We start from the raw sequence: 25,021 nt of genomic DNA on the forward strand, positions 1-25,021 counted from the left end.
TTTAAGCCAACATAGAATTTAGGAGGTATTATCATGCGAAAATTTAACAGAGTATTTTTAATCGTGATGGATTCAGTTGGAATTGGAGAAGCACCAGATGCGGAGCAATTTAATGATAAGGGAGCAAATACGTTAGGACACATTGCTGAACAAATGAATGGCTTAAAAATGCCAAATATGGGGGCACTTGGACTGAGCAACATTCGTGAGCTAAAAGGTATTCCAAAGGCTGATAAGCCCATGGCGCATTATACAAAAATGCAAGAGGCTTCGAATGGAAAGGATACTATGACTGGCCATTGGGAGATCATGGGGCTTCGTATTGAACAGCCATTCCAAACATTTCCAGATGGTTTCCCAGATGAATTAATTCAAGAGCTAGAGAAAAGGTCAGGTCGTAAGGTCATCGGGAATAAACCAGCTTCGGGAACTGCTATATTAGATGAACTAGGTCCTCAGCATATGGAAACCGGTGCACTTATAGTTTATACCTCAGCAGATTCAGTACTACAAATTGCAGCACATGAGGAAGTGGTACCACTTGATGAGCTCTATAAAATATGTGAAATTGCTCGTGAGCTGACATTAGATGAGAAGTATATGGTTGGAAGGATTATTGCTAGACCATTTGTTGGTAAACCAGGTGCCTTTGAACGCACATCTAACCGCCATGACTATGCATTAAAGCCATTTGGAAAAACTGTAATGAATACCTTACAGGATAATAATTTTGATGTGATTGCACTTGGGAAAATTTCCGATATATACGATGGTGAAGGTGTGACCAAGGCGATTCGTACAAAAGATAATGATGATGGAATGACAAAGATTGTAGAGTCGATGGATGAGGACTTTACAGGAATTAGCTTCTTAAATTTAGTTGACTTTGATGCGAAATATGGTCACCGTAGAGATCCTATCGGCTATGGAAAAGCCCTTGAAGCATACGATGCACGTTTACCTGAAGTATTGGATAAGTTAAAGGATGATGATTTACTCATCATAACGGCAGACCACGGAAATGACCCTGTACATCACGGTACAGATCATACACGAGAATTTGTACCATTACTTGTATACTACAAAGGCATTGAGGAAGGTAGAGAGCTACAATTACGTAAAACCTTTTCCGATATTGGTGCAACAATTGCTGATAACTTCGAAGTGGAAATGCCAGAGCACGGTGTCAGCTTTTTACATGAAATTTAATTAGGGGGAAACGTTAATGGATTACGGAAAAATTAAGGAAGCCAGTAATTATATAGAAAATAAAATTAATGTAAAACCAGAGATGGGGCTTGTTTTAGGATCAGGGTTAGGGGTTTTAGCTGAAGAGTTAACAGATACTACTGTTATCCCTTATCAAGAAATTCCATACTTTCCTGAGTCAACCGTGTCTGGCCATAAGGGACAATTAGTCATTGGAATGTTAGAAGGAAGACAAGTTCTTGTCATGCAAGGTCGCTTTCATTATTATGAAGGCTATTCGATGCAGCAGGTAACCTTTCCAATGCGGGTTATGAAGGAGCTAGGTATAAAATCCCTATTAGTAACTAATGCTGCAGGAGGAATTAATGAATCCTTTCATCCAGGGGATTTAATGATTATATCTGACCATATTAATAATATGGGAACTAGTCCACTAATCGGTCCAAATGATGAAAAGCTAGGTGCAAGGTTTCCTGATATGTCGGAAAGCTATGACAAGGAATATATTCGTTATGCTTTGGAATGTGCTAAAGAAATCGGAATTCAAGTACAAACGGGTGTATATGTTGGAAATACTGGGCCAGCATATGAAACTCCGGCAGAAATTAGAATGCTAAGAACCTTAGGGGGAGATGCAGTAGGAATGTCTACTGTTCCAGAAGTCATCGTAGCAAATCATGCAGGAATGAGAGTACTTGGGATATCTTGTATTTCTAATATGGCAGCAGGTATTTTGGATCAGCCATTAACGCATGATGAAGTTATAGAGACTACGAATAAAGTGAAGCAGGACTTTTTAAATTTCGTGAAAAAGATTGTTCGTTCATTACCAACTACTAACTAGGAGGTGGAAACAATGAGGATGTATGACATAATTGAGAAAAAACGTGACGGTGATGAATTAAACGAGGAAGAAATTCGCTTTTTTATTGATGGATATACGAACGGGGATATTCCAGATTATCAAGTAAGTGCTCTTTTAATGTCGATCTATTTTCAAGATATGACAGAGAGAGAAAGAGCTACTCTGACAAAAGCGATGGTAGATTCCGGTGATAAAATTGATCTCTCGGGTATTTCTGGTATAAAGGTTGATAAGCATTCAACTGGTGGTGTTGGAGACACTACCACTTTAGTATTAGCGCCATTAGTAGCATCGGTAGGTGCTCCAGTTGCTAAAATGAGTGGACGTGGCCTTGGGCATACTGGTGGAACTATTGATAAGCTGGAGTCTGTACCTGGTTTCCATACAGAAATAAGCAATCAGGAATTCATCGATCTAGTTAATCAAAACAAAGTATCTGTCATTGGTCAAACCGGAAACCTAACGCCAGCAGATAAAAAATTGTATAGCCTTCGGGATGTGACAGCAACTGTTAATTCCATTCCGTTAATTGCCAGCTCTATTATGAGTAAGAAAATTGCTGCTGGCGCCGATGCTATTGTTCTAGATGTAAAAACCGGTGCTGGTGCATTTATGAAAAATTTGGATGATGCAAAGGAATTAGCTAAAGCAATGGTTTCGATAGGAAATCAAGTTGGGCGAAAAACGATGGCAGTAATCTCGGATATGAGTCAACCTCTTGGCTATGCAATAGGTAATGCGTTAGAGGTAAAGGAAGCTATTGAAACACTTCAAGGAAAAGGCCCGGAGGATTTAACAGAATTATGTTTAGTTCTAGGTAGTAAGATGGTATTACTAGCTGAAAAGGCAACCTCTCTTGAAGAAGCTAGAAAGAAATTAGAAGAGAATCTATCGAACGGAGCAGCCCTAGAACAGTTTAAAGTTTTCTTGGCCTCACAGGGAGGAGATACTTCCGTTGTGGATAATCCAGAACTTCTACCGAAGGCCTCTAAAGTAATAGATGTACCCGCCGGTAAGTCTGGTACAATTCAGACATTGATTGCTGATAATATTGGGACTGCTGCCATGATGCTAGGTGCTGGTAGAGCAACAAAAGAATCAGAAATTGATCTTTCAGCTGGTATCCTATTACATAAAAAAGTTGGGGATGCCGTACAAAAGGGCGAGCCTCTTTTAACGCTGCACACCAATATTGATTCTGTAGATGCCGTTTTAGATCTAATTGGAAATAGTATCGTTATTACAGAAGAAGAAGTTGATGCACCAGTATTAATTTATGGATCTATTACCGAATAATTATAAAATTCATCAAGGTAGCGCTAGAATATAGCGTTACCTTATTTTTTTGGGAACTAATTTTTTATTTAGTGGGCTGAGGTTATAAGTTTGTTTAATTTTGGCAATCCTAGAACTATATTGATTGCTGGAGGTAAAACAGAATGAAAAAGAATGTCCTAATAGTAGGTTTACTAGTATTAACCATTTTTTTATTTAATATTACTGTGTTTGCTGAGGAAAGTGGACATGGTAAGGATACATTTGATTTAGCACCTAGTGCGAAATCCGGCATTTTAATTGAACGTGATACAGGAAAGGTTATGTTTGAAAAGAAGGCACATGAACCTTTACCACCTGCAAGCATGACAAAAATCATGACAATGCTTTTAATTATGGAAGAAATAGATAAGGGTAACTTGAAAAAGAATGAAATGATCCGAATTAGTGAAAATGCAGCTTCCATGGGTGGATCACAAATATTTCTCGAGGCAGGAGAAGAGATGAGTGTTGATGATCTATTAAAAGGAATAGCTGTTGCTTCTGCAAATGATGCTAGTGTTGCCCTTGCAGAACGTATCTCCGGAAGTGAAGAAGCATTTGTGAAGCGTATGAATCAAAAGGTAAAGGAACTAGGCTTAAAAAATACTAAATTTCAGAATGTATCTGGTCTACCGGCAAAGGATCATTATTCTACCGCATATGATATGGCCATGATGGCAAAAGAATTATTAAGCCATGAATCTATTACGAAATACACCTCAATATATGAAGATTATTTACGAAAAGGTACGGATAACGAATTTTGGTTAGTGAATACAAATAAATTAGTTCGTTTTTATCCTGGGGTAGATGGTTTGAAAACAGGCTTTACTAGTGAGGCCAAATATTGTCTTACAGCTACCGCAAAAAAGAATGATATGCGTGTAGTAGCGGTCGTAATGGGTGCTGAAACACCAAAAGAGCGAAATTCAACCATTTCTAATATGTTGGATTATGCATTTAATACGTATGAAACAAAGAAGCTATTTAATCAAAACGATAGAATAACGGAACTTAACGTATTAAAGGCAGCAAAAAGAAAAATAGATGTCGTTGCTAGTCAGTCCATTAGTATGGTGTTTAAAAAAGGTGAATCAATTGAAAAATTAACAACATCTGTTCAGCTTGATGAGGTTAAGCTTCCAATTAAAAAAGGGACAAAAGTTGGTACATTACATGTGAAAAATGGTGATAAATCGATTTCCGAAACACCATTAATTATTAATGAGGATGTGGACAAAGCATCTTATTTTACGCTGTTTAAACGCTCGATTCAAAAACTGTCGAAAAATGATTAATTCCTTCTAATTTAACAGATTTTCTTCTTCTTTTGTCACAAAGCAGGAATTTACCCATTTAATAAAGAATTGATACTTACAAAGGAATGTAAGGAGGATATAAATGGGGCTAAAATATATGTTTGATGTAAAAGAAGACGTATTAGTTGTTCGTTTAGCTGGTGAATTAGATCATCATGAAGCAGAAGAGCTACGAGACCAGTGGAAGGACATGCTATATTTAAATCCAGTAAAACATGTGATTTTAAATCTTGAAAAGATAAGCTTTATGGATAGTTCAGGACTTGGAGTCGTTTTGGGTAGATACAAGGAAGTTCTCCAGTTGGGAGGGGAAATGGTAGTATGCTCTGTACCACCTTCAATCAAACGGTTATTTGAAATGTCTGGTATGTTTAAAATTATTCGTTTAGAGGAGAACGAGGAATTTGCTTTAGAAACTTTGGGGGTGGCTTCATGAAAAATGAAATGCATGTGGAATTTTCGAGTGTTAGTCAAAATGAATCATTTGCTCGTGTAACTGTTGGAGCATTTGTTGCTCAGCTTGATCCAACCATGGAGGAATTAACAGAGATAAAAACAGTTGTATCTGAAGCAGTAACGAATGCAATCATCCATGGTTATAATAGTGAGCCAGACCATAAAGTCCATATCTCTTGTATTTTACATGAGGATGGGGAAGTGGAGATAACAATTCGTGATAACGGTATTGGGATTGCTGATATCGATGAGGCAAGACAACCATTATTTACATCGAAGCCAGACTTAGAACGGTCTGGAATGGGATTTACGATTATTGAGAATTTTATGGACTCTGTAGAAGTTATTTCCAAGCAAGGTGAGGGTACCTCTGTTCATATGAAAAAGCAGTTAACAAATAGTAAAACGGTTTATAATTAGGATGCGATGCCTATGGATGTAAATGTAAAGCAATATAATCGGAGTGAGGCGCTATCTGACGAACAGGTGAAGGGGCTAATATTAAAGAGTCAACAAGGGGATAAGGAAGCCCGAGACTATTTAGTAGAAAAGAACATTCGTCTTGTTTGGTCTGTTGTTCAGCGTTTTATGAATAGAGGATATGACCCGGATGATCTTTTTCAAATTGGAAGCATAGGACTTATTAAATCAATTGATAAGTTCGACCTTTCGTATGATGTTAAATTTTCTACGTATGCCGTACCCATGATTATTGGAGAAATACAGCGATTTCTCCGCGATGATGGTAGTGTTAAAGTAAGCAGGTCTTTAAAAGAAGTGGGAAATAAAATTCGTAAAAAGAAGGATGAGCTGACGAAGAAATTTGGCAGATCTCCTACGATTAACGAAATTGCTTTAGAGCTAGAGATTTCTCCTGAAGAGGTAGTTCATGCGCAGGAAGCTGCAAAGGCACCACATTCCATACATGAAACAGTATTTGAAAACGATGGAGATCCTATTACATTACTAGACCAGATAGCAGATCAAGATTCGAATTGGTTTGATAAGCTATCATTACAAGAGGCAATTCGTGGATTAAGTGAACGAGAAAGGCTAATTCTCTATCTTCGTTATTATAAGGATAAGACGCAATCAGAGGTCGCGGAAAGGCTTGGAATATCTCAAGTACAGGTTTCTCGTCTAGAAAAGAAAATATTATATGATATGAAAAATAAAATGGACCCATAAGAGCCGTCATGAATGATGGCCCTTATGGTTTTTTTGTTTTACCTGCTTCTCCATACGTGCATTCATAATCTTATTAGCTTCTGTAAAAAACAATTATATTATTTCTTTTTAGACAAATACTAAGTAGTACCCAAATTGGTTTCTTGAGGTGACATCATAATGACAGATATGGTTTATTTACGCATGAAAAAGAAAATAGAAATCGATACCCAAAGAGAAATCAAGCTACAGGATATAGCCTTTGTTTCTTCTACCTCAAAAGAGCTAGTACAGGAGCTTTTAAAATTAAAAATTTATCGTGTCACAAAGGAAGATAAAGAAATTGTGATTATTGATAGCTTTTTAATTATCAAACACTTAAATGAGCTTTATCCGAACTTGGAAATTCAATTAACTGGTCCAGAGCAGACGATCGTAAAAGTGGATAAGTCGAATAAAAATCCAAATGTATTGGTTTTTATTTTTGTTTGGCTACTGCTATTTATCGGAACTGCCATGACCATCGTGAATTTTCACTATGACGTAAGTATGCAGGAAGTTCAACAGAAGTTGCACTTCTTATTAACTGGAGAAAAAAATGAATTTCCCCTATGGATACAAATTCCGTATTCCCTCGGCCTTGGAATAGGGATGATTTTGTTTTTTAACCACTGGTTTAATAAGCGATTTAATGAAGAGCCAAGCCCGTTGGAGGTAGAAATATACAAATACCAACAGTCCCTTGATGATTATGTAAATTATCACGAAAATAAACTAAATGATACAAGACCTCCTCATTAATTTTATTCAGATATTTATTGGGTTTTCTGGGGGACTCGCGGTTGGGTGTGGATTTGTGGCTTTTCTGACCTTATTAGGTATTATTCCAAGATTAATTCAGCTTAGTAAAAGCCTACACTTAGTGAAGGTATATACGGCATGTATAATCGTTGGAGCGTTATTTGGAACTTACCTTTCCTTTACAGTAGTTACTTGGAACCAACCAAGAATTTTGTTAGCTATTTGGGGTGTTTTTCATGGGATTTTTAACGGTATGCTTGCAGCAGCATTAACAGAAGTACTTAATGTATTTCCAATCATTTCAAAACGGATTAATTTAGATAATAAAATCATTATTCTAATGATGGCAATCGTGTTTGGGAAAATAGTGGGATCATTATTTCAATGGATTGTTTTAGTGAGATAGAAAGTTTAAGGAGGGGTTACATTTGTCCAAGTATCCCATTTCAGCCAAGATTGATGAAAATTCTAGGTTTTTTAAAGAGAGAGTAGGAATTGATGTTTCCTATGATGTTGGCTTTCGCGAGGTAGTGCTATTAAAAACACGTATTCAGCTTTATTATGTAAATGGATTAGTGGATAGCTTAATCATACAGCAAATTCTTAAGGAATTAGTGGATCTAAATGAAAAAGAGCGTGAGCGTGATAAGGCAAGTGAGATAGTTAAAAACCGAATTCTCCACCAGCAGTTATCGACAATTAAAACATTAGATGAGGCAGTTGATCAGGTTCTATCTGGATTAATTGTCATTCTCATCGACGGTGAAAAATTTGGCTTTGCCGTAGACGTTAGAAGCTACCCTGGAAGACAGCCTGAAGAGCCAGATACAGAACGGGTTATACGTGGATCAAGAGATGGATATACAGAAAATATTGTCCTCAATACTAGTTTAACGAGAAGAAGAATTCGTGATGCGAGATTACGCAATGAGATGCTGAAGGTAGGGGAACGATCTAAGACAGATGTTTGCCTAAGTTATATAAAAGATATTGCTGATGATGGCTTAGTCGACTTATTGAAGAAAAAGATTCGTAAAATTGATATTGATGGTATCACTATGGCTGAAAAACCGCTGGAAGAATTTTTTGTAGAGCGTAAGTGGAACCCATTTCCACTTATACGTTTTACAGAAAGGCCAGATGTTGCTTCTAATCATTTATTGGAAGGGCATGCTTTAATAACGGTGGATACCTCACCAAGTGTAATGGTTGTTCCAACCACATATTTTCATCATACACAGCATGCTGAGGAGTTTCGTCAAGCACCCATCATCGGTACTTTTATCCGTTGGATCCGCTTTTTAGCGATATTTTTATCATTGTTTTTGTTACCGACATGGCTACTGTTTGTGATGGATCCTACATTGTTGCCACCCGAGCTTTCATTTATTGGGCCGAATAAGGAAGGGAATATTCCAATTGTAGCTCAGTTAATCCTAGGCGTAGTTGGAATGGAATTTTTAAGAATGGCGGCTATTCATACGCCGACTGCGCTATCAACGGCTATGGGATTAATTGCTGCAGTATTAATTGGACAAATTGCAATTGATGTTGGGTTACTTAGTCCTGAGGTAATCCTCTATACTGCTATTGGTTCAATCGGGACGTATGTAACACCTAGTTATGAATTAAGTGTAGCGAATAAAATGGCAACACTATATTTGATAATTGCAACAGCATTATTCGGAATATATGGGTATGTCATTAGTATTACAGTTCTACTTTTATTCCTGATAAGTTTAAAATCCTTTAAGGCACCTTATTTTTGGCCATTAATTCCTTTTAATCCAAAGGCTATGGTACGGATATTATTTCGAGTTCCAACACCTTTTGTTCATACAAGACCATCCATTGTTCATCCGAAGAATGTATTTACGCAACCGCAAAAAGAATCGGTTAAATAAAATCCTCTCTGTGAGGGTTTTATTTTTGTTTTTAATTTGTTTATGATAAATTTTTTATAAGTATTCATGAAATGGGTGTGAAAGCATGCAAATGGAGAATTATCCGTACCGAATAAATGATTTAGGTCATCTAGAAATTGGTGGTATTGACAGTGTTGATTTAGTGAAAAAATACGGTACACCTCTTTATGTGTATGATGTTTCAATTGTACGTAAAAATTGTCGTGCATTTGTTGAAGCTTTTAAGAAGTTAGGTGTTAAGGCACAGGTGACCTATGCTAGTAAAGCTTTTTCTTCCATTGCAATTCTTCAAGTTATTAAGCAGGAAGGATTATCGGTTGATGTGGTATCAGAAGGGGAACTGTATACCGCACTTCAAGCGGGAATAGCTCCACAGAAAATCCATATGCATGGAAATAATAAAAGTAGAAGTGAACTCGAGATGGCAATAGAGCATGAGATTGGCTGTATTGTCGTGGATAACTTTTATGAAATTGAGATTTTGACAGAGATATTACGTAAAAAGCAAAAGACAGTGGATGTTATTATTCGGGTTACTCCAGGGATTAATTCCGATACACACCAATATATTATGACAGGTAATGAGGATTCTAAATTTGGCTTTGATTTACATAATGGACAAGTAGATCAGGCATTTCAGCTTATACGTGAAAATAAATATCTAAACTTTAAAGGATTACACTGTCATATCGGTTCGCAAATTTTTGAAACGGACCGTTTTGTAACTGCAGCAAATATACTATTCCAAAAAATAGAAGAATGGAAAGGAACCTATGGATATACACCTGAGGTCATAAACTTAGGTGGGGGATTTGGAATTCGATATACGGAAAATGATCAACCAATTCCATTAGATGAATATGTATACCGATTAGTAGAAGTAATTCAAAATCATTGTTCTAGATTAAATATGGAGGTACCAGAAATTTGGATAGAACCTGGTCGGTCCGTTGTTGGGGATGCAGGAATAACCCTTTATACGACAGGCTCTACTAAGGTCATACCCAATGTACGTGATTATGTTGCCGTTGATGGCGGAATGACTGATAATATTCGTCCTGCTTTATACCAAGCGAAGTATGTCGGTTTGTTAGCGAATAGAGCAAATCAAAAGGCGGATACGGTTGTTTCCATAGCTGGGAAGTGTTGTGAATCAGGAGATATGCTAATATGGGACTTACCTATTCCTAAGGTTAAAAAAGGAGATATTTTGGCAATTCTTTCAACCGGTGCGTATGGTTACTCCATGGCGAGTAATTATAATCGATTTGCAAGAGCGGCAGTTGTATTTATTGAGAATGGTATAGATAAATTAGTTATTCGTCGTGAAACAGTTAAGGATATTGTTAAAAATGACTTATCCTATGAATAAGATGCAGTATAAAATCTTTTAATAAAACGCTAGAAATGGTATGATTAATTTGATTGGCAAAAAGTTTTTATCAGAATAGGAGTTGTATAGTATGGCTAAAAAAGGCTATATTTTAATGGAAAATGGTAATAAAATTGAATTTGATTTATATCCAAATGAGGCACCAGGTACAGTTGCTAATTTTGAAAAACTTTCAAATGAAAATTTTTATGATGGATTAACGTTTCATCGCGTAATCCCTGGTTTTGTTAGCCAAGGTGGATGCCCAATCGGCAATGGTACAGGTAACGCTGGGTATACGATTACATGTGAAACAGATAATAACCCACATAAGCATGTTGAGGGTACGTTATCTATGGCACATGCTGGAAGAGATACGGGAAGCTGTCAATTTTTCATTGTTCATGAACCACAACCACATTTAGATGGAGTTCATACCGTGTTTGGACAAGTTACTTCTGGTATGGAATATGTAAAGGAAATGCGCAATGGTGATGTCATGAAAGAGGTAAAAGTATTTAATGCCTAATTGATAAATACTTTTGAAAGAGCAAATGAGTGTCTATTTGTTGCTTTATCTTATCGTGTTTGTCGCACCAATTAGTAATCTAATTCATGAGATTGGCCATACAGTGGGTGCTAAGATCGCAAAGGCAAGCAATATCTTAATCAGTATTGGTAGGGGGAAAAGGATTATAAAGATTGTTTTCCCCAAGCTTGAAGTGCATGTTGGGCTATTGTTTTTTACAGCTGGTGTAACAGAGAGTACAAGAGAAAAGGACTATACTTCTTTTGAAAAACTATACATAACTTTCCTGGGTCCTTTTTTTAATGCTATTATTGTAGTCATCTTTTTTGGTATATATCAATTTACTTCCAATGAATTTATTTTAGTTTTCATGCTTTATAATAGCTGGTTGTTCCTGATGAATTGTGTTCCCTTTAAAATAAAGGAACAAGAATCAGATGGTTTCATAATGTTGAAAGAAATCATAGCGAAACGTACTAAATAAGGTAATTTTTGTCAATGCTAGTAAAGGATGAGTAATTTGAATCAACGAAAGAAAAATATCCTTTTATTTCTTGTATTACTTGTGCTTGCCATCATTTGGGGATTTGCATATTGGATGATATTTGTGCTTTAATCGTATTTGACAAATATAGATTAATAGGTCATAAATAGAACTATAATTCAATTATCCCGTAAGTTTATAGGAGTAAGATTCCTGCCTTTATTAATCTGAATTGCTGAGAAGTAAGGAAGGGTTTTAGCACTCAGTTCATGTTTTATTTAGGTCATCTTATGTTCGATAGTCGTGAGAAACATTACTGGTCGATGATTACTTTATCAAAATTATTTCATCTTAGACCAAAAGTATTTCACATAATGAGGGGTATATATGTTAAATCGCTACAAAAAAAATTCGGAAAAGATTGCAATGGGTTTATTGTCTTTTATGCCAGAAGGAAAAGATGTTAAAAACCTACTTCATACCATTAAGGAATATGAGACCAATCCAGACTGGCATCTTTATCTATGGAAGCAAGAAGATGATGTGATCGGTGCAATCGGTGTTCGGATTGATGGTGATCAAGCAATCATACAGCATATTTCTGTAAATCCATCCCATCGTAATTGTGGGGTAGGTAAACGAATGATTAAAGAAATTCGGAACCTTTACGATACAAAGTATAAGGTTAGTGCTGTTGATTCGATACAACAATATTTTATGCGTTGTATTCAAGAAGATTAACAAGAATTGAAGGGGAAGCATTTTACAGTAGAAAGTAATTTCTAAACAAAAATCAGCCCTGATTCTTCCATGGGCTGATTTTTATTTAAAATTTGGTTGTATGTTGATGGAATATACTTATCGTAGTTTCATGCTACTTTACAACCAAGCAGCACCAACAATAATTAAAAGAATAAATAATACTACGATTAAAGCAAATCCTCCACCGTAATATCCTGCACCTGCACTCATTCTAAATTCCTCCTTTTAAATACTTGAATAAATGTTTGGGTAACATTTATCTTACGTTATTAACTTATGTAAAACATGACGATGGTGTATAGGCGCTTATACAAGTTGAAACAAATATAATCGATGCTATATTGCTAAGAACTCTATAGATATAGAAAGGGCGACTTTTATGAATCAGGCATATCAGGTGAAAATAGAATCCTTTGAAGGACCGCTTGATTTATTATTACATTTAATAAATCACTATGAGATTGATATATATGATATTCCTGTAGCCCAAATTACTGAACAGTATATGAATTATATTCATACCATGCAGCATTTAGAGTTAAATATTGCTAGTGAATATCTTGTCATGGCTGCTACTCTTTTGGCAATTAAAAGTCAGATGCTTCTTCCTAAACAAGAAATTGAGGAAGAAATGGAAGAGTATATGGAAGATCCACGAGAAGAGCTCATGCAGCGTCTGATTGAATATCGAAAATTTAAAGAAGCCGCCGAAGTTTTCAAGGAAAAAGAAATTGAAGCAAATCAGATATTTACTAGACCTCCAGTAATATTTGAAGACCTTCCAATTGAAAAAACTGTTGTTCAAGGAGATATTTCCATTTATGATATGCTTGGCGCCTTAGGAAAAATGCTTGAGCGCAAAAAATGGAAAGAACCACTTGAAACAAAAATACACAAGGCTGAAATTCCAATTGAGCAACGCATGGAGGAAGTATTAGATTCGGTAAAACGATCAAGGAAGAAAGGCATAACTTTTGACGAATTGTTTACCCACCGAACAAAATCACATATTGTAGTTACCTTCATGGCAATTTTGGAATTGATGAAAGTAAATCAAATAACCTGTAAACAAGAGAAGCATTTCGATACTTTGTATGTTTATTATTCGGGGGATGACGTGTAGGATGAAGAATGTAAAAGCGATCTTAGAAGGATTGTTATTTGCAAGTGGTGATGAAGGTATAACGATTAAAGAACTTGCAAATATCATGGAAATATCTGTTAAGGCAGTTGAGCATTTAATCGAAGAGCTAAAATATGATTATGAGCATGCGAGTCGTGGAATTATGATTATGCAAGCTAATGATGTCTATCATTTAACAACAAAGCCGGAGCATAGTGAATACTTTAAACGGTTCCTCGAGACTCCACATTTAAGTAGAATGTCACAAGCAGCACTAGAGACACTAGCTATAATTGCTTATAAGCAGCCAATAACTCGTTCGGAAATTGATGAAATAAGAGGGGTAAAAAGCGATCGCCCCGTGCAAACTCTACTTGCAAGGTCGCTGATTGAAGAGGTTGGTAGAAAAGAAGGAGTTGGGCGACCTGTATTATTTGGTACAAGTAAAGATTTTCTAACATTTTTTGGGCTAACATCGTTAGAGGAACTACCACCACTACCAGATAATATGGATGCTAGTGATATTGAGGATGAAGCAGATTTATTTTTTGATCGTTTCAGTGAGTTAGAGGAGAATAGTAATTAGACTTATTGCCATTATATATAATAGTTTTTAAGGATGTTTGAAGAGTGAGTTCTTTTAAACATCCTTTTTTTATTTTATGAAGGCTAACTTCTATCCTTCACAGTAAAAAAAAAATGGTAAAATCACTCTACCATTTCTTTTTTTATCATAAGAAAGCTCCCTTTGCATAAAATGTATAGACAGATTTTTGGGGGAGGACAAACCATGCGTTTTATAGCAAAAACCCTAATGTTAATACTATTATTTACTATTGTATGTCCAATTATTGGACATGCCGATGAAGGTCCAGCTGTTTCGGCAAAAAATGCTGTGTTAATTGAACAGTCAACAGGAAGAATATTGTTCGAGAAAAATGCGCATGAGAAATCTAATATAGCGAGCATTACTAAGATAATGACTGCCATTATAGCGATTGAATCGGGAAAAATGAAGGAAAAGGCAACAGCTAGTAGAAAGGCCGTTTATACGGAAGGGTCATCGATTTATTTAAAACAAGGAGAAAAAATGACAGTGGAGGATCTAGTATATGGGTTAATGCTAAGATCCGGTAATGATGCAGCAATATCCATTGCGGAGCATGTTGGAGAAAGTGAAGAGGGATTTGTATATCTCATGAATGAAAAGGCGCAGTGGCTGGGCATGACGAATACACATTTTGATAATCCACATGGATTAGATTCTGAAACCCATTACTCATCAGCCTATGATATGGCCCTTTTGATGCAATATGCAATGCAAAATGAGGAGTTTCGTAAAATAACAGGAACCAAATTCTATCAGTCTTCTAATCGTGATTATGGCTGGAAAAATAAAAACAAATTATTAACAGCCTACTATAAATATTGCACAGGTGGAAAAACTGGATTTACGAAACAGACTGGTAGAACACTTGTCTCTACAGCATCAAAGGATGGGATGGATTTAATTGCAGTTACGTTAGATGCACCGAATGATTGGCAAGACCATACCGATATGTTTGAATGGGGCTTTAAGAACTTTACTATGGAAAAAATGGGTAAAAAAGGGCAAATCTCTATTTCATTAGATTCCGGGGAGAAAATGAGAGGCTATACACATGAAGATGCAGTATATCCACTAGCAGAAAGAGAAAAAGGTTTGATTCGTAGTGATGTTATCCCAGTAGGGGAATCTCCTCCTGCACCTGACGCACAGGTTGTTGCCAAGCAAATCTACTACTTAAATAATGATCCTATTGTAGAGGTGAATATATTTCAAGAGAATCTAGCCGAAAAAGAAATATCATATTTAGTAGATTTTGTATCCGTATTGAAACAAATCTTTAGGATGGATTCCAATGGTTAATCTAATTTGGGCATTTATGGCCATTATCGGAATTGTTTTTGCCATGTTTAATGGAACGATGGAGGATGTTAACAAGGCAGTATTTGAAAGCGCCAATGAGGCTGTTACCCTTTCCATTGGCCTGATTAGTGTTCTAGTATTTTGGTTAGGTATTATGCGTATTGCAGAAGAAGCAGGAATTCTAAAAATTTTAGCAAGGCTGTTTCGACCTATTGTTGTACGGCTATTTCCAGAAATACCAAAGGACCACCCTGCAATTGGTTATATTCTATCGAATATAACAGCAAATATATTTGGGCTTGGGAATGCAGCTACACCTATGGGAATAAAAGCGATGGAGCAAATGAAAAAACTAAGTGGCTCAAATGAGGCATCTAGGTCCATGATTACATTCCTGGCAATTAATACTTCTAGCCTTACCTTGATTCCAACTACTATTATTGCAGTACGTATGCAGTATGATTCTGCCTCACCTACAGAGATTGTAGGCACGACTATACTAGCAACGATTATTTCCACATTAAGTGCCATTATGATAGACCGACTTTTCTATTACCGAAGTATGTGGAGGAAGTAATATGGTTGTTATTTCACAAATAAGCATTTGGATTATTCCTTTATTTATTATGCTTGTTCTATTAACCGCTACCTGGAAAAAGGTACCTTCGTATGAAATGTTCGTTGAGGGAGGGAAAGAAGGGGTTAAAATGGCCTTTTCTTTACTTCCTTTTTTAGTAGGGATGATTGTCGCAATTGCTATATTTCGAAGTTCCGGTGCACTTGATGCATTAATTGGACTGATTGCTCCAGTGCTTAATTTCTTTGGTGTTCCTCCAGAAGTGGTACCCCTGGCACTTGTTAAGCCAATATCGGGCTCTGCAGCACTTGGGATTACGACCGAGCTTATTGCTACATATGGACCAGACTCTTTTATAGGGAGGCTAGCGTCGACCATGCAAGGTAGTACCGATACAACTCTTTATATCTTAACGGTTTATTTTGGTGCGGTAGGCATTCGAAAAATGGGATATGCCCTTAAGGTTGGTCTTTTAGCAGATTTATTTGGTATATTAGCAGCTATTGTTATCGTAACATTGGTATTTGGTTAGAGAAATAGTAATCAAAACGGTTTATATTGGAAGGAAGCTTATTGCCAGCGGATCATTCGGGAAAGTTAATTAACCGTAAATTTTAAGCATATCAAGAAAAAGTCGATTCCTTAGAATGAAGGAATTCGACTTTTTACTTGTTGAAACTTTTTAGCGTTTAATAAGATGGTTTAATTTGGCTTTATTTATTTTTGGCCATCTAAATTTTGGAACATGCTTTACCATTGTGTCAAATAGATATCCCCATTGTTGTTCCGATAAAGCAGCAACAGGAACCTCATCATTTAGTTTAAGATTTCTCTTTAGATGCTTCATTTGAGGTGGTGTAAATATACCTCTTAGTGCTAAATCGATAGGTAATTGTGGCTTTTTAAGTATGTGGTCGACAAGTCCCCAAAATATTAAATATTCGTTTACAGGTACAATTGGTTCCGTTTTTCTCTTAATTGTAATTATTGCAGAATCAACTCTTGGTGGTGGTGAGAAATTCTTTCTTGAAATGTCTTTTACATATCGGATATCAAACCACATTCTCCATGCTATTATATAAGGATCTTTTACAGTAGTTGACGTGAATCTTTTTGCTGCACCTTTTTCCATCGTAATAACACCTCTTTGAAAACTGTTTGCTGGATTATTGAGAAGCATTTTCATAATAGGTGTAGTGATGGCATATGGAATATTTGAGACAACTACAAAATGTTCTCGTGGTAATGAAATTTTTAATATATCCTGCTGGATTATCGCTGTATTTTTCATTTCAAGTTGGTTTAATTTATTTATAAACTTTTGATCGTATTCAACAGCAAGAACCTTTCTAGCTTTATTACTTAGGGCTTCCGTAATTGCCCCTTTTCCGGCCCCCAATTCTAATACTAAATCATTTTTTGAAATGCGAGCAATGTCCACAATATCTTTTACTATGCTTTTACTATGAAGCAAATGTTGCCCACTAAAATTTGGAGGATTTCCGGAAGTATATCTTTTATTCGTATCCTTTGTTCTTCTTTTTGTCATAATCAATCAAGCCTTTCATTTCATATTGGATTTATGACTCTGATCGCAAAAAAAGCCACAGACATAAGCGTCTGTGGCTTCCAGTAAACGGAATCATTAAGTTTGCAGTATGACAAAAAAGTATCCTTGGCAAATAAAATGCAAAGACAACCCAAAATAGACTTTTCTTTATTTAAAAGTCAAATATTTTCTCATAACAATACAAAAGGAAAGATTGAAAAGTCAGTCTTTCCTCTTAATAATAGAAATTTATTTTCATGGAAGATTGTTAAAAATGGGCAGACTTATCCCGTTTACTCTGTAAGCGAAAACAGAGCCTTCGAACGTATTAAATTACTAGTTCAAAGCACGGAAAGTAATAATTACACCCATAATTTTAAGCAACCCTCCTTAGATTAGTTACAATAAACACAAGAGTATTATAATTTTAACTTTTGATAAAGTCAATGGGAACATGATTTATTACTAATAGTAGTTCAGGATGATATATATTTGAAGTTCCTCCCCGAAACCTCATCTAACCTCAATATTTTTGTTTTTCTCCATTCGAATGATATAATAGCAAGCGAAATCCAAATCCTATAAATAGCTGTAATTTCATTTAGTAAGCAATCTTTAAGTGTGTGCAAAAACACTTCATACATAAGTGGTTAGGCTAACCAAAGATTATCGCTATGATTATGGATAGGATTAAAAAAATTGAGGATAAATTGGTGATTTTATGTCGAATACAAATGAACGTTTACAAAAAGTAATTGCACAAAGTGGAATTACTTCAAGAAGAAAAGCAGAAATATTAATAGTAGAAGGTAAAGTTAAAGTCAATAATAAAGTAGTAACAGAACTTGGTACCAAAGTAACTCCTGAAGATAAAATTGAAGTAGATGGAGTTCCCCTGGAAAAGGAACAATCCGTTTATTATCTTTTTTATAAGCCGCGTGGTGTTATCTCTAGTGTAAAGGATGAAAAAGGCAGAAAGGTAGTTACTGATTTCTTTCCAGAGGTGGAAGAACGAATATACCCAATTGGAAGATTAGACTATGACTCGTCTGGTGCACTATTATTAACCAATGATGGTGCGTTTGCAAATTTAGTTATGCATCCAAAGTATGGTGTCGAAAAGGTATATGTAGCAAAAGTAAAAGGCATCCCTTCAAAAGAGGATTTAAGAAAGCTCATCAAGGGTGTTAAGGATAAGGGTGAAGTATTAAAAGCCTTACGATTCCGAGTACTATCTACGGATAAAAAGAAAAATACTAGTCTACTGGAACTAACCTTAAGAGAAGGTAAGAATCGGCATGTTCGACGTATGATGGAGCAGTTGGGCTATCCAGTTATAAAATTGAAGCGTGAGAAATATGGAATTCTGACCTTAGATGGTCTTCGAGTTGGAGAATTCCGTAAGCTAACACCGAAAGAGGTTAATCAAATGCGTAACCTTGCTTCTAAAAATGTTGAAGAATAGACATAATTTCAATGCCCAATAAATGGTATAATTGGGCGGGGAGTGGTGGTTGTGAGAATAGAGCAGGCAAGAGAGAATAAGGTTAAAAAGAAACGGAACCGCTTTATTTATCGTTCAGCTATATTAGTTTTATTAGTAATAGCAGTAGCCTACGCTTTAGTAGCAAACCTGAACAAGGATAAGGCTATTTACAGTGTAGGAGACGAGGCACCAGATTTTCAATTAAATCAAGTGAATGATCATAATGAATTAAAGACAGTGCGCTTAAGTGATTTTCGTGGCAAAGGTGTAATGCTTAATTTCTGGGGAACATGGTGTAAGCCATGTGAGTCGGAAATGCCTTATATGCAGAAGCTCTATCCTGAATATAAGGAAAAGGGAATAGAAATTATAGCAGTGAATCTTGATGCAACAGAATTTGTAGTTGATCAATTTATAAATAAATATAATTTAACATTCCCAATTCCGCATGATACCAAAGACCAGGTCCGTGACTTATACAAAGTTGGACCAATTCCTAGCACTTTCTTTATCAGTTCGGAAGGGAAGATAGTAGAGGTTGTAAACGGTGCTCTCACACTTGAACGATTGGAAGGGTATTTACAAAAAATTGAACCAAGCGAATCATAAAACCATGAGAGGGATTTTTAATGAATCATATAAAATGTGAATGTGGTCACGTAAATCCAGAAGGTACAGTCCTTTGTGAAGCATGTGGAAAGCCTATCGCAGAGAATCAGCATATAGATGGTAACGATAAAAAGAAATTATTGAATATGCGTTACGAAGGTAGTGCAAGAAGATCAACTACATATAATAAGACGATTATAGATAAAATATGGAACTTTTTCTCCTCTGTAAAGGTTGGAGTTTGGTTAATCGTTTTGGCATTAATCGCTTCCGGTATTGGAACTATTTTTCCACAGGAGCAATACATACCGTCTGATGCTATTTCTCGAGATCCACAAATTTTTTATCCAGAGACCTATGGTATTTTTGGCAAGATTTTTTACCAATTAGGATTTCATAACCTATACAGCTCATGGTGGTATCTAATTTTAATTGCACTAATCGGGGTATCACTAGTAGTTTGTAGTCTGGATCGATTTGTACCTTTGTATAAAGCGCTGAAACGTCAGCAGCCGAAGAGACATGAAACATTTATTAATAGACAGCGATTCTATAGTGAAACAGATCATGTTTCAAGTGAAGATTTGAATACAGTTAAAGAGCGTCTCTTGCAACAACGTTACAAAATAACAGAAGAAGACGGTCATATTGTAGCGGAAAAAGGACGCTTCTCGAGATGGGGTCCATATGTTAATCATATTGGATTGATTATTATATTAATTGCAGCATTACTTCGGATAACACCATTTATGTATTTAAATGAATATTTATGGGTTAGAGAAGGGGAAGTAAAGGTAGTACCAGGAACGGATGGAGAGTATTACATCGAAAACAAGGAATTTGTTCTTGATACATATGCTGAGGATGATGAACGCTTTAAAGATGCCATTGCAAAACAGGGTAGGGTCATTCCAAGTAACTTCCAAACCAATGCCATTATTTATCAGGCAGAAGATCAAGAGGTTATCGGTGCAGAAACAAAGCTTAACAAAATAACGGATGACGAAATTAGTATGAACCATCCAGTTAAGTTTGGTGGCTATACATTGTATCAGCAAGGCTATCAATTAAACGAATTCTCAAAAATGACCTTTAAAATCTATGAAATGAATGATCCAGATGCTGATGTATTAGGAGAATTCACCGTTGATTTATTTAATCCGAAAACAGAATATAAACTAGATAATGGTTTTAAGGTTGAAGTAACGGAATATTATCCGGATTATATCATTACAGAAGATGGGATAAGTTCGAAAACAAAGGATTCCAATAATCCTGCATTTGTTTTTAAGCTATTCCCTCCAAACAGTGAAGAATCTGAAATTAGTTTTGTAGGTAACGTATTAGGAGCTGTAGAAGGTCTAGGAATTGATCCTACTGTAGTAGAATTACAACCTATGGGAAATGTTATTGGTTCCTTCGCTCCATCGGTTGACCCTACAGGTGAAAATAATTATCGAATACTTATTGATTCCATAGATTTTGATCGAAAGAGTGGACTTTCAGTAAAACGAGATAGAACACTTCCATTATTTATTATCGGTGCACTTATTTTTATGATTGGTGTTGTCCAAGGTATGTACTGGCAACATAGAAGAATATGGATACATCCGAAAAAACAAGGCATTCTATTGGCTGGTCATACGAATAAAAACTGGTTTGGCTTGAAAAAAGATATTGAAAAGGCTATTGAGAATACACCAATACAGATGGTAAAAGATCAAAATAATGAGTAAGTGGTTGTTTAAAGGAGGGAGCTCATGGAGAGCTTATTAAATACTAGTAGTACGATGCTATTTACGGCATTTATACTCTACTTGGTGGCAACATTTATATTTAGCTTTACGATAAAGGATAAAAATAAAGAACGAAAAAGAACTGAATTTGCTGGAAAATTAGCTATCACATTGACAATAATCGGATTTCTTAGCCAGCTAATTTATTTTATTACTAGATGGATGGCATCTGGACATGCTCCTGTTAGTAATATGTTCGAGTTCGTAACATTCTTGGGTATGTGCTTAGTATTGGCTTTTATCATTATTTATTTTATTTACAAGCTTAATGTATTAGGTTTATTTGCACTACCAATTGCTATGATATTTATTGCTTATGCTAGCATATTCCCGACAGAAATTGCTCCACTAGTACCATCTTTAAAAAGCCACTGGCTTTATATTCATGTTACTACTGTTGCATTAGGCTCTGGAATACTATTCATTAGCTTTGTAGCTGGTTTGATTTACTTGATTCATGGAATTGATCAAAGCGTTCGATCGGCACGAACAATTTCACTTGAGATCGTTTTATATATTATTTTCCTTATTATCGGATTCATAGTAATTTCTTCAGTCTTTGGAGCTATGCATTATAATGCAAGCTTCGAATATCAATCAAATGGTAAAACACTACAATCCGAGTACCATTTACCACCTATAGCTGCACCACATGATGGTAAGCTTCTTACGGAAGATGCAATGAAGCCTTGGTTTGAAGTACCTACATGGATGCACGGTGCTGACGCTGGTAAAAAATTTAATACAGTGATTTGGTCGTTTTTAACAGGTACTGTATTGTATGCACTTGTCCGATTACTATGTAGAAAACGTATTGGGGCTGCTATTCAGCCACTGCTTAAAAATGTTAAACCTGATTTAGTCGATGAGATTAATTATCGTTCCGTAGCTATAGGATTCCCTGTATTTACACTCGGTGGATTAATTTTTGCATCCATCTGGGCTCAAGAAGCTTGGGGACGATTCTGGGGATGGGATCCTAAGGAAGTTTGGGCCTTGGTTACTTGGTTCTTCTATGCTGCTTACTTACATTTAAGACTTTCACGTGGCTGGCATGGAGAAAAGTCTGCATGGCTTGCAGTAGCTGGTTTTGGTATAATTTTATTTAACTTGATTGTTGTAAACCTTGTATTAGCAGGGCTACATTCTTATGCATAATTGAATGAAGAAAACATGGCAAAACAATTGTCATGTTTTCTTGTACATTGTTAAATGAAATCCGTTGACTGATATAATTGGTAAAGGGGAGATATTCATGGAGAAGCAATCTAGAGTATTAGTTGTTGATGATGAGGAAAGAATTCGTCGGCTAATTCGTATGTATTTAGAGCGAGAGGAATTTGAGGTCGAAGAAGCAGAGAACGGTAAAGAGGGACTTCAACTGGCACTAGAAAATGATTATGATGTTATTCTATTGGATATTATGATGCCAGAGATGGATGGAATAGAAGTCTGTGAGCAGCTAAGGAAAGAAAAGGATACTCCGGTTATCATGCTTACAGCAAAGGGTGAAGAGGCAAATAGAGTTCAAGGGTTTGAAGTTGGAACCGATGATTATATTGTGAAGCCATTTAGCCCTAGAGAGGTTGTACTTCGTGTAAAGGCATTATTAAGACGTACAACTGCTACTAGTTATAATGGCAAGAATGCGCAAACGAAGGATCTATTAGTATTTCCTCACCTAACAATTGATCATGATGCACATCGTGTAACAGCTGATGGTACAGAAGTAGCTTTAACACCTAAAGAGTATGAATTATTATGTTACTTGGCAAAATCACCAGATAAAGTATTCAATCGTGAACAATTATTGAAGGATGTTTGGCAATATGAATTTTTCGGCGACTTACGAACAGTTGACACACATGTTAAACGATTACGTGAGAAGCTTAATACCGTTTCCAAGGAAGCCGCAAAAATGATTGTGACTGTTTGGGGGGTAGGATACAAATTTGAGGTAGATGATGAATAATGTTTTGGCGTAGTGTAGTAGGAAAACTAGCAGTAACCATTTTATTGCTAGTTTGTTTTGTATTATTTTTATTAACGATATTTTTACTTGAGTTTTTTGAGAACTTTCATATTCAAGAGGCAGAAGAGGATTTATTACAAACCGCTACAAAGGTTTCCGTAATGGTAGAGAATCATGAAGACAGATCACTAATATATGAAACGACTGAGCGTGTAAAAGATCCAGCTAGTAAGGTAATTATCGAATTTTCCAATGGTGATATTTGGGCTTCTGATACTAATGACTCGAATCTTACTGCTATTAATGATAACTGGTTTACTAAAGAGATGTATATACAAGAGGTTTTAAATTCGCATGATCCGATTAAAAAGCAAATCGAAGTTCCTAATCAAGAATTAGGTGTGATGCTTGTTGGAGTGGCGGTACCTAATACAGATGCAGCAGTTCTTATCTATCAATCCCTAGCGATAGTGGATAAGACAAAAGCTGAAACAACGAAAATTATTCTTTTAGCAGCGGCAGTGGCTATCATTCTAACGACTATCTTTGCCTTCTTTCTATCGACGCGTATTACATCACCACTAATCAAAATGAGGGAAGCAGCATTTGATTTAACTAGAGGTGAATTTAACACCAAAGTACCGATTTTAACACATGATGAAATCGGCGAACTAGCAATGGCATTCAATCACATGGGACGACAGCTGAAATTCCATATTAATGCTTTAAGACAGGAAAAAGAACAGCTATCAAGCATTGTTAATTCGATGGCAGATGGTGTGATAACATTAAGTCGTAGTGGTGAAATTATTGCAACGAATCGCCCTGCTGAAATGTTTATGGAAGCATGGGAGTTTGAGCAAAATATAGAAAAATCAGATGGTGTTCGGAAGCTGCCAAAGGAATTACTTGCACTATTTCAAGAGGTTATTGATGGTGAAAAAGAGGTTCTCGAAGAAATCACTATTCAAGGTAGAACCTGGGTTATGATTATGACACCATTATATGATCAGTCATATATCCGTGGTGCAGTTGCAGTAATGCGTGATATGACGGAAGAGAGAAGACTAGATAAACTTCGTAAGGACTTTATCGCTAATGTATCACATGAGCTTCGAACGCCAATATCGATGTTACAAGGCTATAGTGAAGCTATTGTAGATGATATTGCCGAGACGAAAGAGGAAAAGAATGAATTAGCCCAAATCATTTATGAGGAATCCTTAAGACTTAGTCGCCTTGTTAATGAACTGCTTGACTTAGCAAGTATGGAAGCGGGTCATCTGACGCTAAAAACCGAAATGGTTGAAGTAGAGCCTTATGTTGATCGAATCTATCGGAAATTTAGAGGGGTTGCAGAGGAACATCATATCGAGCTTGTACTTACAAAGAATATGGCCGATCCTCAAGCAATTTTTGATCCAGACCGAATCGAACAAGTATTTACTAACCTAATTGACAACGCAATCCGACATACTAGTGAGGGTGGGTTTGTGAAGGTAAAGGTAGAAAATGACCAAAATGGGTTATCTGTATCTGTTGAAGATAGTGGAAGTGGAATACCGGAAGAGGATTTACCATTTGTTTTTGAACGTTTTTACAAGGCAGATAAATCAAGAACGAGAAATAAACATGTGAAAGGTACAGGGCTTGGATTATCGATAGCAAAGAATATTATTACAAGTCATAAGGGAACAATTACCGTTAAAAGTAAACTCAATGTTGGTACGACATTTAATTTTCAGCTTCCTAAAACAGATGAAATATAACTTGTAATTTTAGAATGATATGTTA

27 protein-coding genes are annotated in these 25,021 nt (G+C 36.0%); 25 read left to right on the forward strand and 2 right to left on the reverse strand.

The genetic code is table 11. The annotated features are described in order from the left end of the window. Positions 1-33: 33 nt before the first annotated feature. From deoB to HNR27_RS10715, 14 genes are all read left to right on the forward strand, one after another. A complete protein-coding gene (deoB, locus tag HNR27_RS10650; protein WP_429339719.1) occupies positions 34-1,209 on the forward strand; it encodes a phosphopentomutase in 1,176 nt (391 codons plus the stop codon). A gap of 16 nt (positions 1,210-1,225) precedes the next feature. Continuing rightward, complete coding sequence (locus HNR27_RS10655; protein ID WP_429339720.1) at positions 1,226-2,053, forward strand: purine-nucleoside phosphorylase; 828 nt, start codon at positions 1,226-1,228, stop codon at positions 2,051-2,053. 12 nt (positions 2,054-2,065) lie between these two features. Beyond that, positions 2,066-3,370 carry a pyrimidine-nucleoside phosphorylase gene (locus tag HNR27_RS10660; RefSeq protein WP_429339721.1) on the forward strand — a complete coding sequence of 435 codons (1,305 nt, stop codon included), beginning with the start codon at positions 2,066-2,068 and terminating at the stop codon, positions 3,368-3,370. 143 nt (positions 3,371-3,513) lie between these two features. Next, positions 3,514-4,689, forward strand: a complete 1,176-nt coding sequence (locus HNR27_RS10665) for a D-alanyl-D-alanine carboxypeptidase family protein (RefSeq protein WP_212921969.1) — start codon at positions 3,514-3,516, stop codon at positions 4,687-4,689. Positions 4,690-4,792: 103 nt separating this feature from the next. Continuing rightward, entirely contained in the window at positions 4,793-5,146 is a 354-nt protein-coding gene (gene spoIIAA / locus HNR27_RS10670) for an anti-sigma F factor antagonist (RefSeq protein ID WP_212921968.1), read from the forward strand. Beyond that, positions 5,143-5,586, forward strand: coding sequence for an anti-sigma F factor (gene spoIIAB / locus HNR27_RS10675; protein WP_212921967.1), 444 nt, complete (start codon positions 5,143-5,145; stop codon positions 5,584-5,586). Before spoIIAA ends, spoIIAB begins: the two co-directional genes overlap by 4 nt. Positions 5,587-5,598: 12 nt before the next feature. Then, positions 5,599-6,354: an RNA polymerase sporulation sigma factor SigF gene (gene sigF, locus HNR27_RS10680; RefSeq protein ID WP_212921966.1), complete on the forward strand. Its 756-nt coding sequence runs from the start codon at positions 5,599-5,601 to the stop codon at positions 6,352-6,354. Between the two features lie 159 nt (positions 6,355-6,513). Next, on the forward strand, positions 6,514-7,134 hold the full coding sequence (locus HNR27_RS10685) for a stage V sporulation protein AA (RefSeq protein ID WP_212921965.1): 621 nt from the start codon (positions 6,514-6,516) through the stop codon (positions 7,132-7,134). Further along, positions 7,112-7,540, forward strand: a complete 429-nt coding sequence (locus HNR27_RS10690; protein WP_429339722.1) for a stage V sporulation protein AB — start codon at positions 7,112-7,114, stop codon at positions 7,538-7,540. The genes HNR27_RS10685 and HNR27_RS10690 overlap by 23 nt, the downstream gene beginning before the upstream one ends. A 22-nt stretch (positions 7,541-7,562) precedes the next feature. After that, positions 7,563-9,038 carry a spore germination protein gene (locus HNR27_RS10695; RefSeq protein WP_212921963.1) on the forward strand — a complete coding sequence of 492 codons (1,476 nt, stop codon included), beginning with the start codon at positions 7,563-7,565 and terminating at the stop codon, positions 9,036-9,038. An 85-nt stretch (positions 9,039-9,123) separates the two neighbouring features. After that, entirely contained in the window at positions 9,124-10,431 is a 1,308-nt protein-coding gene (gene lysA, locus HNR27_RS10700) for a diaminopimelate decarboxylase (RefSeq protein ID WP_429339723.1), read from the forward strand. Positions 10,432-10,522: 91 nt separating this feature from the next. Next, complete coding sequence (locus HNR27_RS10705) at positions 10,523-10,960, forward strand: peptidylprolyl isomerase (protein WP_429339724.1); 438 nt, start codon at positions 10,523-10,525, stop codon at positions 10,958-10,960. 25 nt (positions 10,961-10,985) lie between these two features. Then, positions 10,986-11,444 (forward strand): site-2 protease family protein, encoded by a 459-nt coding sequence (locus HNR27_RS10710; protein ID WP_212921960.1) that lies wholly within the window; start codon positions 10,986-10,988, stop codon positions 11,442-11,444. Positions 11,445-11,831: 387 nt separating this feature from the next. Next, on the forward strand, positions 11,832-12,185 hold the full coding sequence (locus HNR27_RS10715; protein ID WP_212921959.1) for a GNAT family N-acetyltransferase: 354 nt from the start codon (positions 11,832-11,834) through the stop codon (positions 12,183-12,185). 138 nt (positions 12,186-12,323) lie between these two features. Here the strand turns inward: HNR27_RS10715 and HNR27_RS10720 are convergent, their stop codons facing one another. Then, positions 12,324-12,416, reverse strand: coding sequence for a YjcZ family sporulation protein (locus HNR27_RS10720; protein WP_212921958.1), 93 nt, complete (start codon positions 12,414-12,416; stop codon positions 12,324-12,326). A gap of 169 nt (positions 12,417-12,585) precedes the next feature. Here HNR27_RS10720 and HNR27_RS10725 point away from each other — a divergent pair, with 169 nt between their 5' ends. The 5 genes from HNR27_RS10725 (at position 12,586) to HNR27_RS10745 (ending at position 16,347) form a co-directional block, all read left to right on the forward strand. After that, positions 12,586-13,329, forward strand: a complete 744-nt coding sequence (locus HNR27_RS10725) for a segregation/condensation protein A (RefSeq protein ID WP_212921957.1) — start codon at positions 12,586-12,588, stop codon at positions 13,327-13,329. A gap of 1 nt (position 13,330) precedes the next feature. Beyond that, entirely contained in the window at positions 13,331-13,915 is a 585-nt protein-coding gene (gene scpB / locus HNR27_RS10730; protein WP_212921956.1) for an SMC-Scp complex subunit ScpB, read from the forward strand. Between the two features lie 204 nt (positions 13,916-14,119). After that, the gene (locus tag HNR27_RS10735) at positions 14,120-15,238 is read left to right on the forward strand and encodes a D-alanyl-D-alanine carboxypeptidase family protein (RefSeq protein WP_429339725.1); all 1,119 of its coding nucleotides are present in this window, start codon (positions 14,120-14,122) and stop codon (positions 15,236-15,238) included. Next, positions 15,231-15,815, forward strand: coding sequence for a nucleoside recognition domain-containing protein (locus HNR27_RS10740; RefSeq protein ID WP_429339726.1), 585 nt, complete (start codon positions 15,231-15,233; stop codon positions 15,813-15,815). The genes HNR27_RS10735 and HNR27_RS10740 overlap by 8 nt, the downstream gene beginning before the upstream one ends. Before the next feature lies 1 nt (position 15,816). After that, positions 15,817-16,347 carry a spore maturation protein gene (locus HNR27_RS10745; protein WP_212921953.1) on the forward strand — a complete coding sequence of 177 codons (531 nt, stop codon included), beginning with the start codon at positions 15,817-15,819 and terminating at the stop codon, positions 16,345-16,347. Between the two features lie 150 nt (positions 16,348-16,497). On the opposite strand, the gene erm is transcribed toward HNR27_RS10745, so the two are convergent. After that, entirely contained in the window at positions 16,498-17,364 is an 867-nt protein-coding gene (gene erm, locus HNR27_RS10750) for a 23S ribosomal RNA methyltransferase Erm (protein WP_429339727.1), read from the reverse strand. A gap of 721 nt (positions 17,365-18,085) precedes the next feature. Between erm and HNR27_RS10755 the strand changes: the two genes are divergently transcribed. The 6 genes from HNR27_RS10755 (at position 18,086) to HNR27_RS10780 (ending at position 24,996) form a co-directional block, all read left to right on the forward strand. Then, on the forward strand, positions 18,086-18,829 hold the full coding sequence (locus HNR27_RS10755) for a pseudouridine synthase (protein WP_429339728.1): 744 nt from the start codon (positions 18,086-18,088) through the stop codon (positions 18,827-18,829). A 51-nt stretch (positions 18,830-18,880) separates the two neighbouring features. Next, positions 18,881-19,459: a thiol-disulfide oxidoreductase ResA gene (gene resA / locus HNR27_RS10760; protein ID WP_429339729.1), complete on the forward strand. Its 579-nt coding sequence runs from the start codon at positions 18,881-18,883 to the stop codon at positions 19,457-19,459. Between the two features lie 20 nt (positions 19,460-19,479). After that, positions 19,480-21,195, forward strand: a complete 1,716-nt coding sequence (gene resB / locus HNR27_RS10765) for a cytochrome c biogenesis protein ResB (protein ID WP_429339730.1) — start codon at positions 19,480-19,482, stop codon at positions 21,193-21,195. Between the two features lie 24 nt (positions 21,196-21,219). Beyond that, the gene (gene ccsB / locus HNR27_RS10770; protein ID WP_212921949.1) at positions 21,220-22,413 is read left to right on the forward strand and encodes a c-type cytochrome biogenesis protein CcsB; all 1,194 of its coding nucleotides are present in this window, start codon (positions 21,220-21,222) and stop codon (positions 22,411-22,413) included. 97 nt (positions 22,414-22,510) lie between these two features. Next, positions 22,511-23,227, forward strand: a complete 717-nt coding sequence (locus tag HNR27_RS10775; RefSeq protein WP_212921948.1) for a response regulator transcription factor — start codon at positions 22,511-22,513, stop codon at positions 23,225-23,227. Then, the gene (locus tag HNR27_RS10780) at positions 23,227-24,996 is read left to right on the forward strand and encodes an ATP-binding protein (protein ID WP_429339731.1); all 1,770 of its coding nucleotides are present in this window, start codon (positions 23,227-23,229) and stop codon (positions 24,994-24,996) included. Before HNR27_RS10775 ends, HNR27_RS10780 begins: the two co-directional genes overlap by 1 nt. Positions 24,997-25,021: the final 25 nt, after the last annotated feature.

Origin of the sequence: Ornithinibacillus bavariensis (assembly GCF_050433565.1) — a bacterium.
In the GTDB taxonomy this organism is placed as follows: Bacteria; Bacillota; Bacilli; order Bacillales; family Amphibacillaceae; genus Ornithinibacillus; species Ornithinibacillus bavariensis.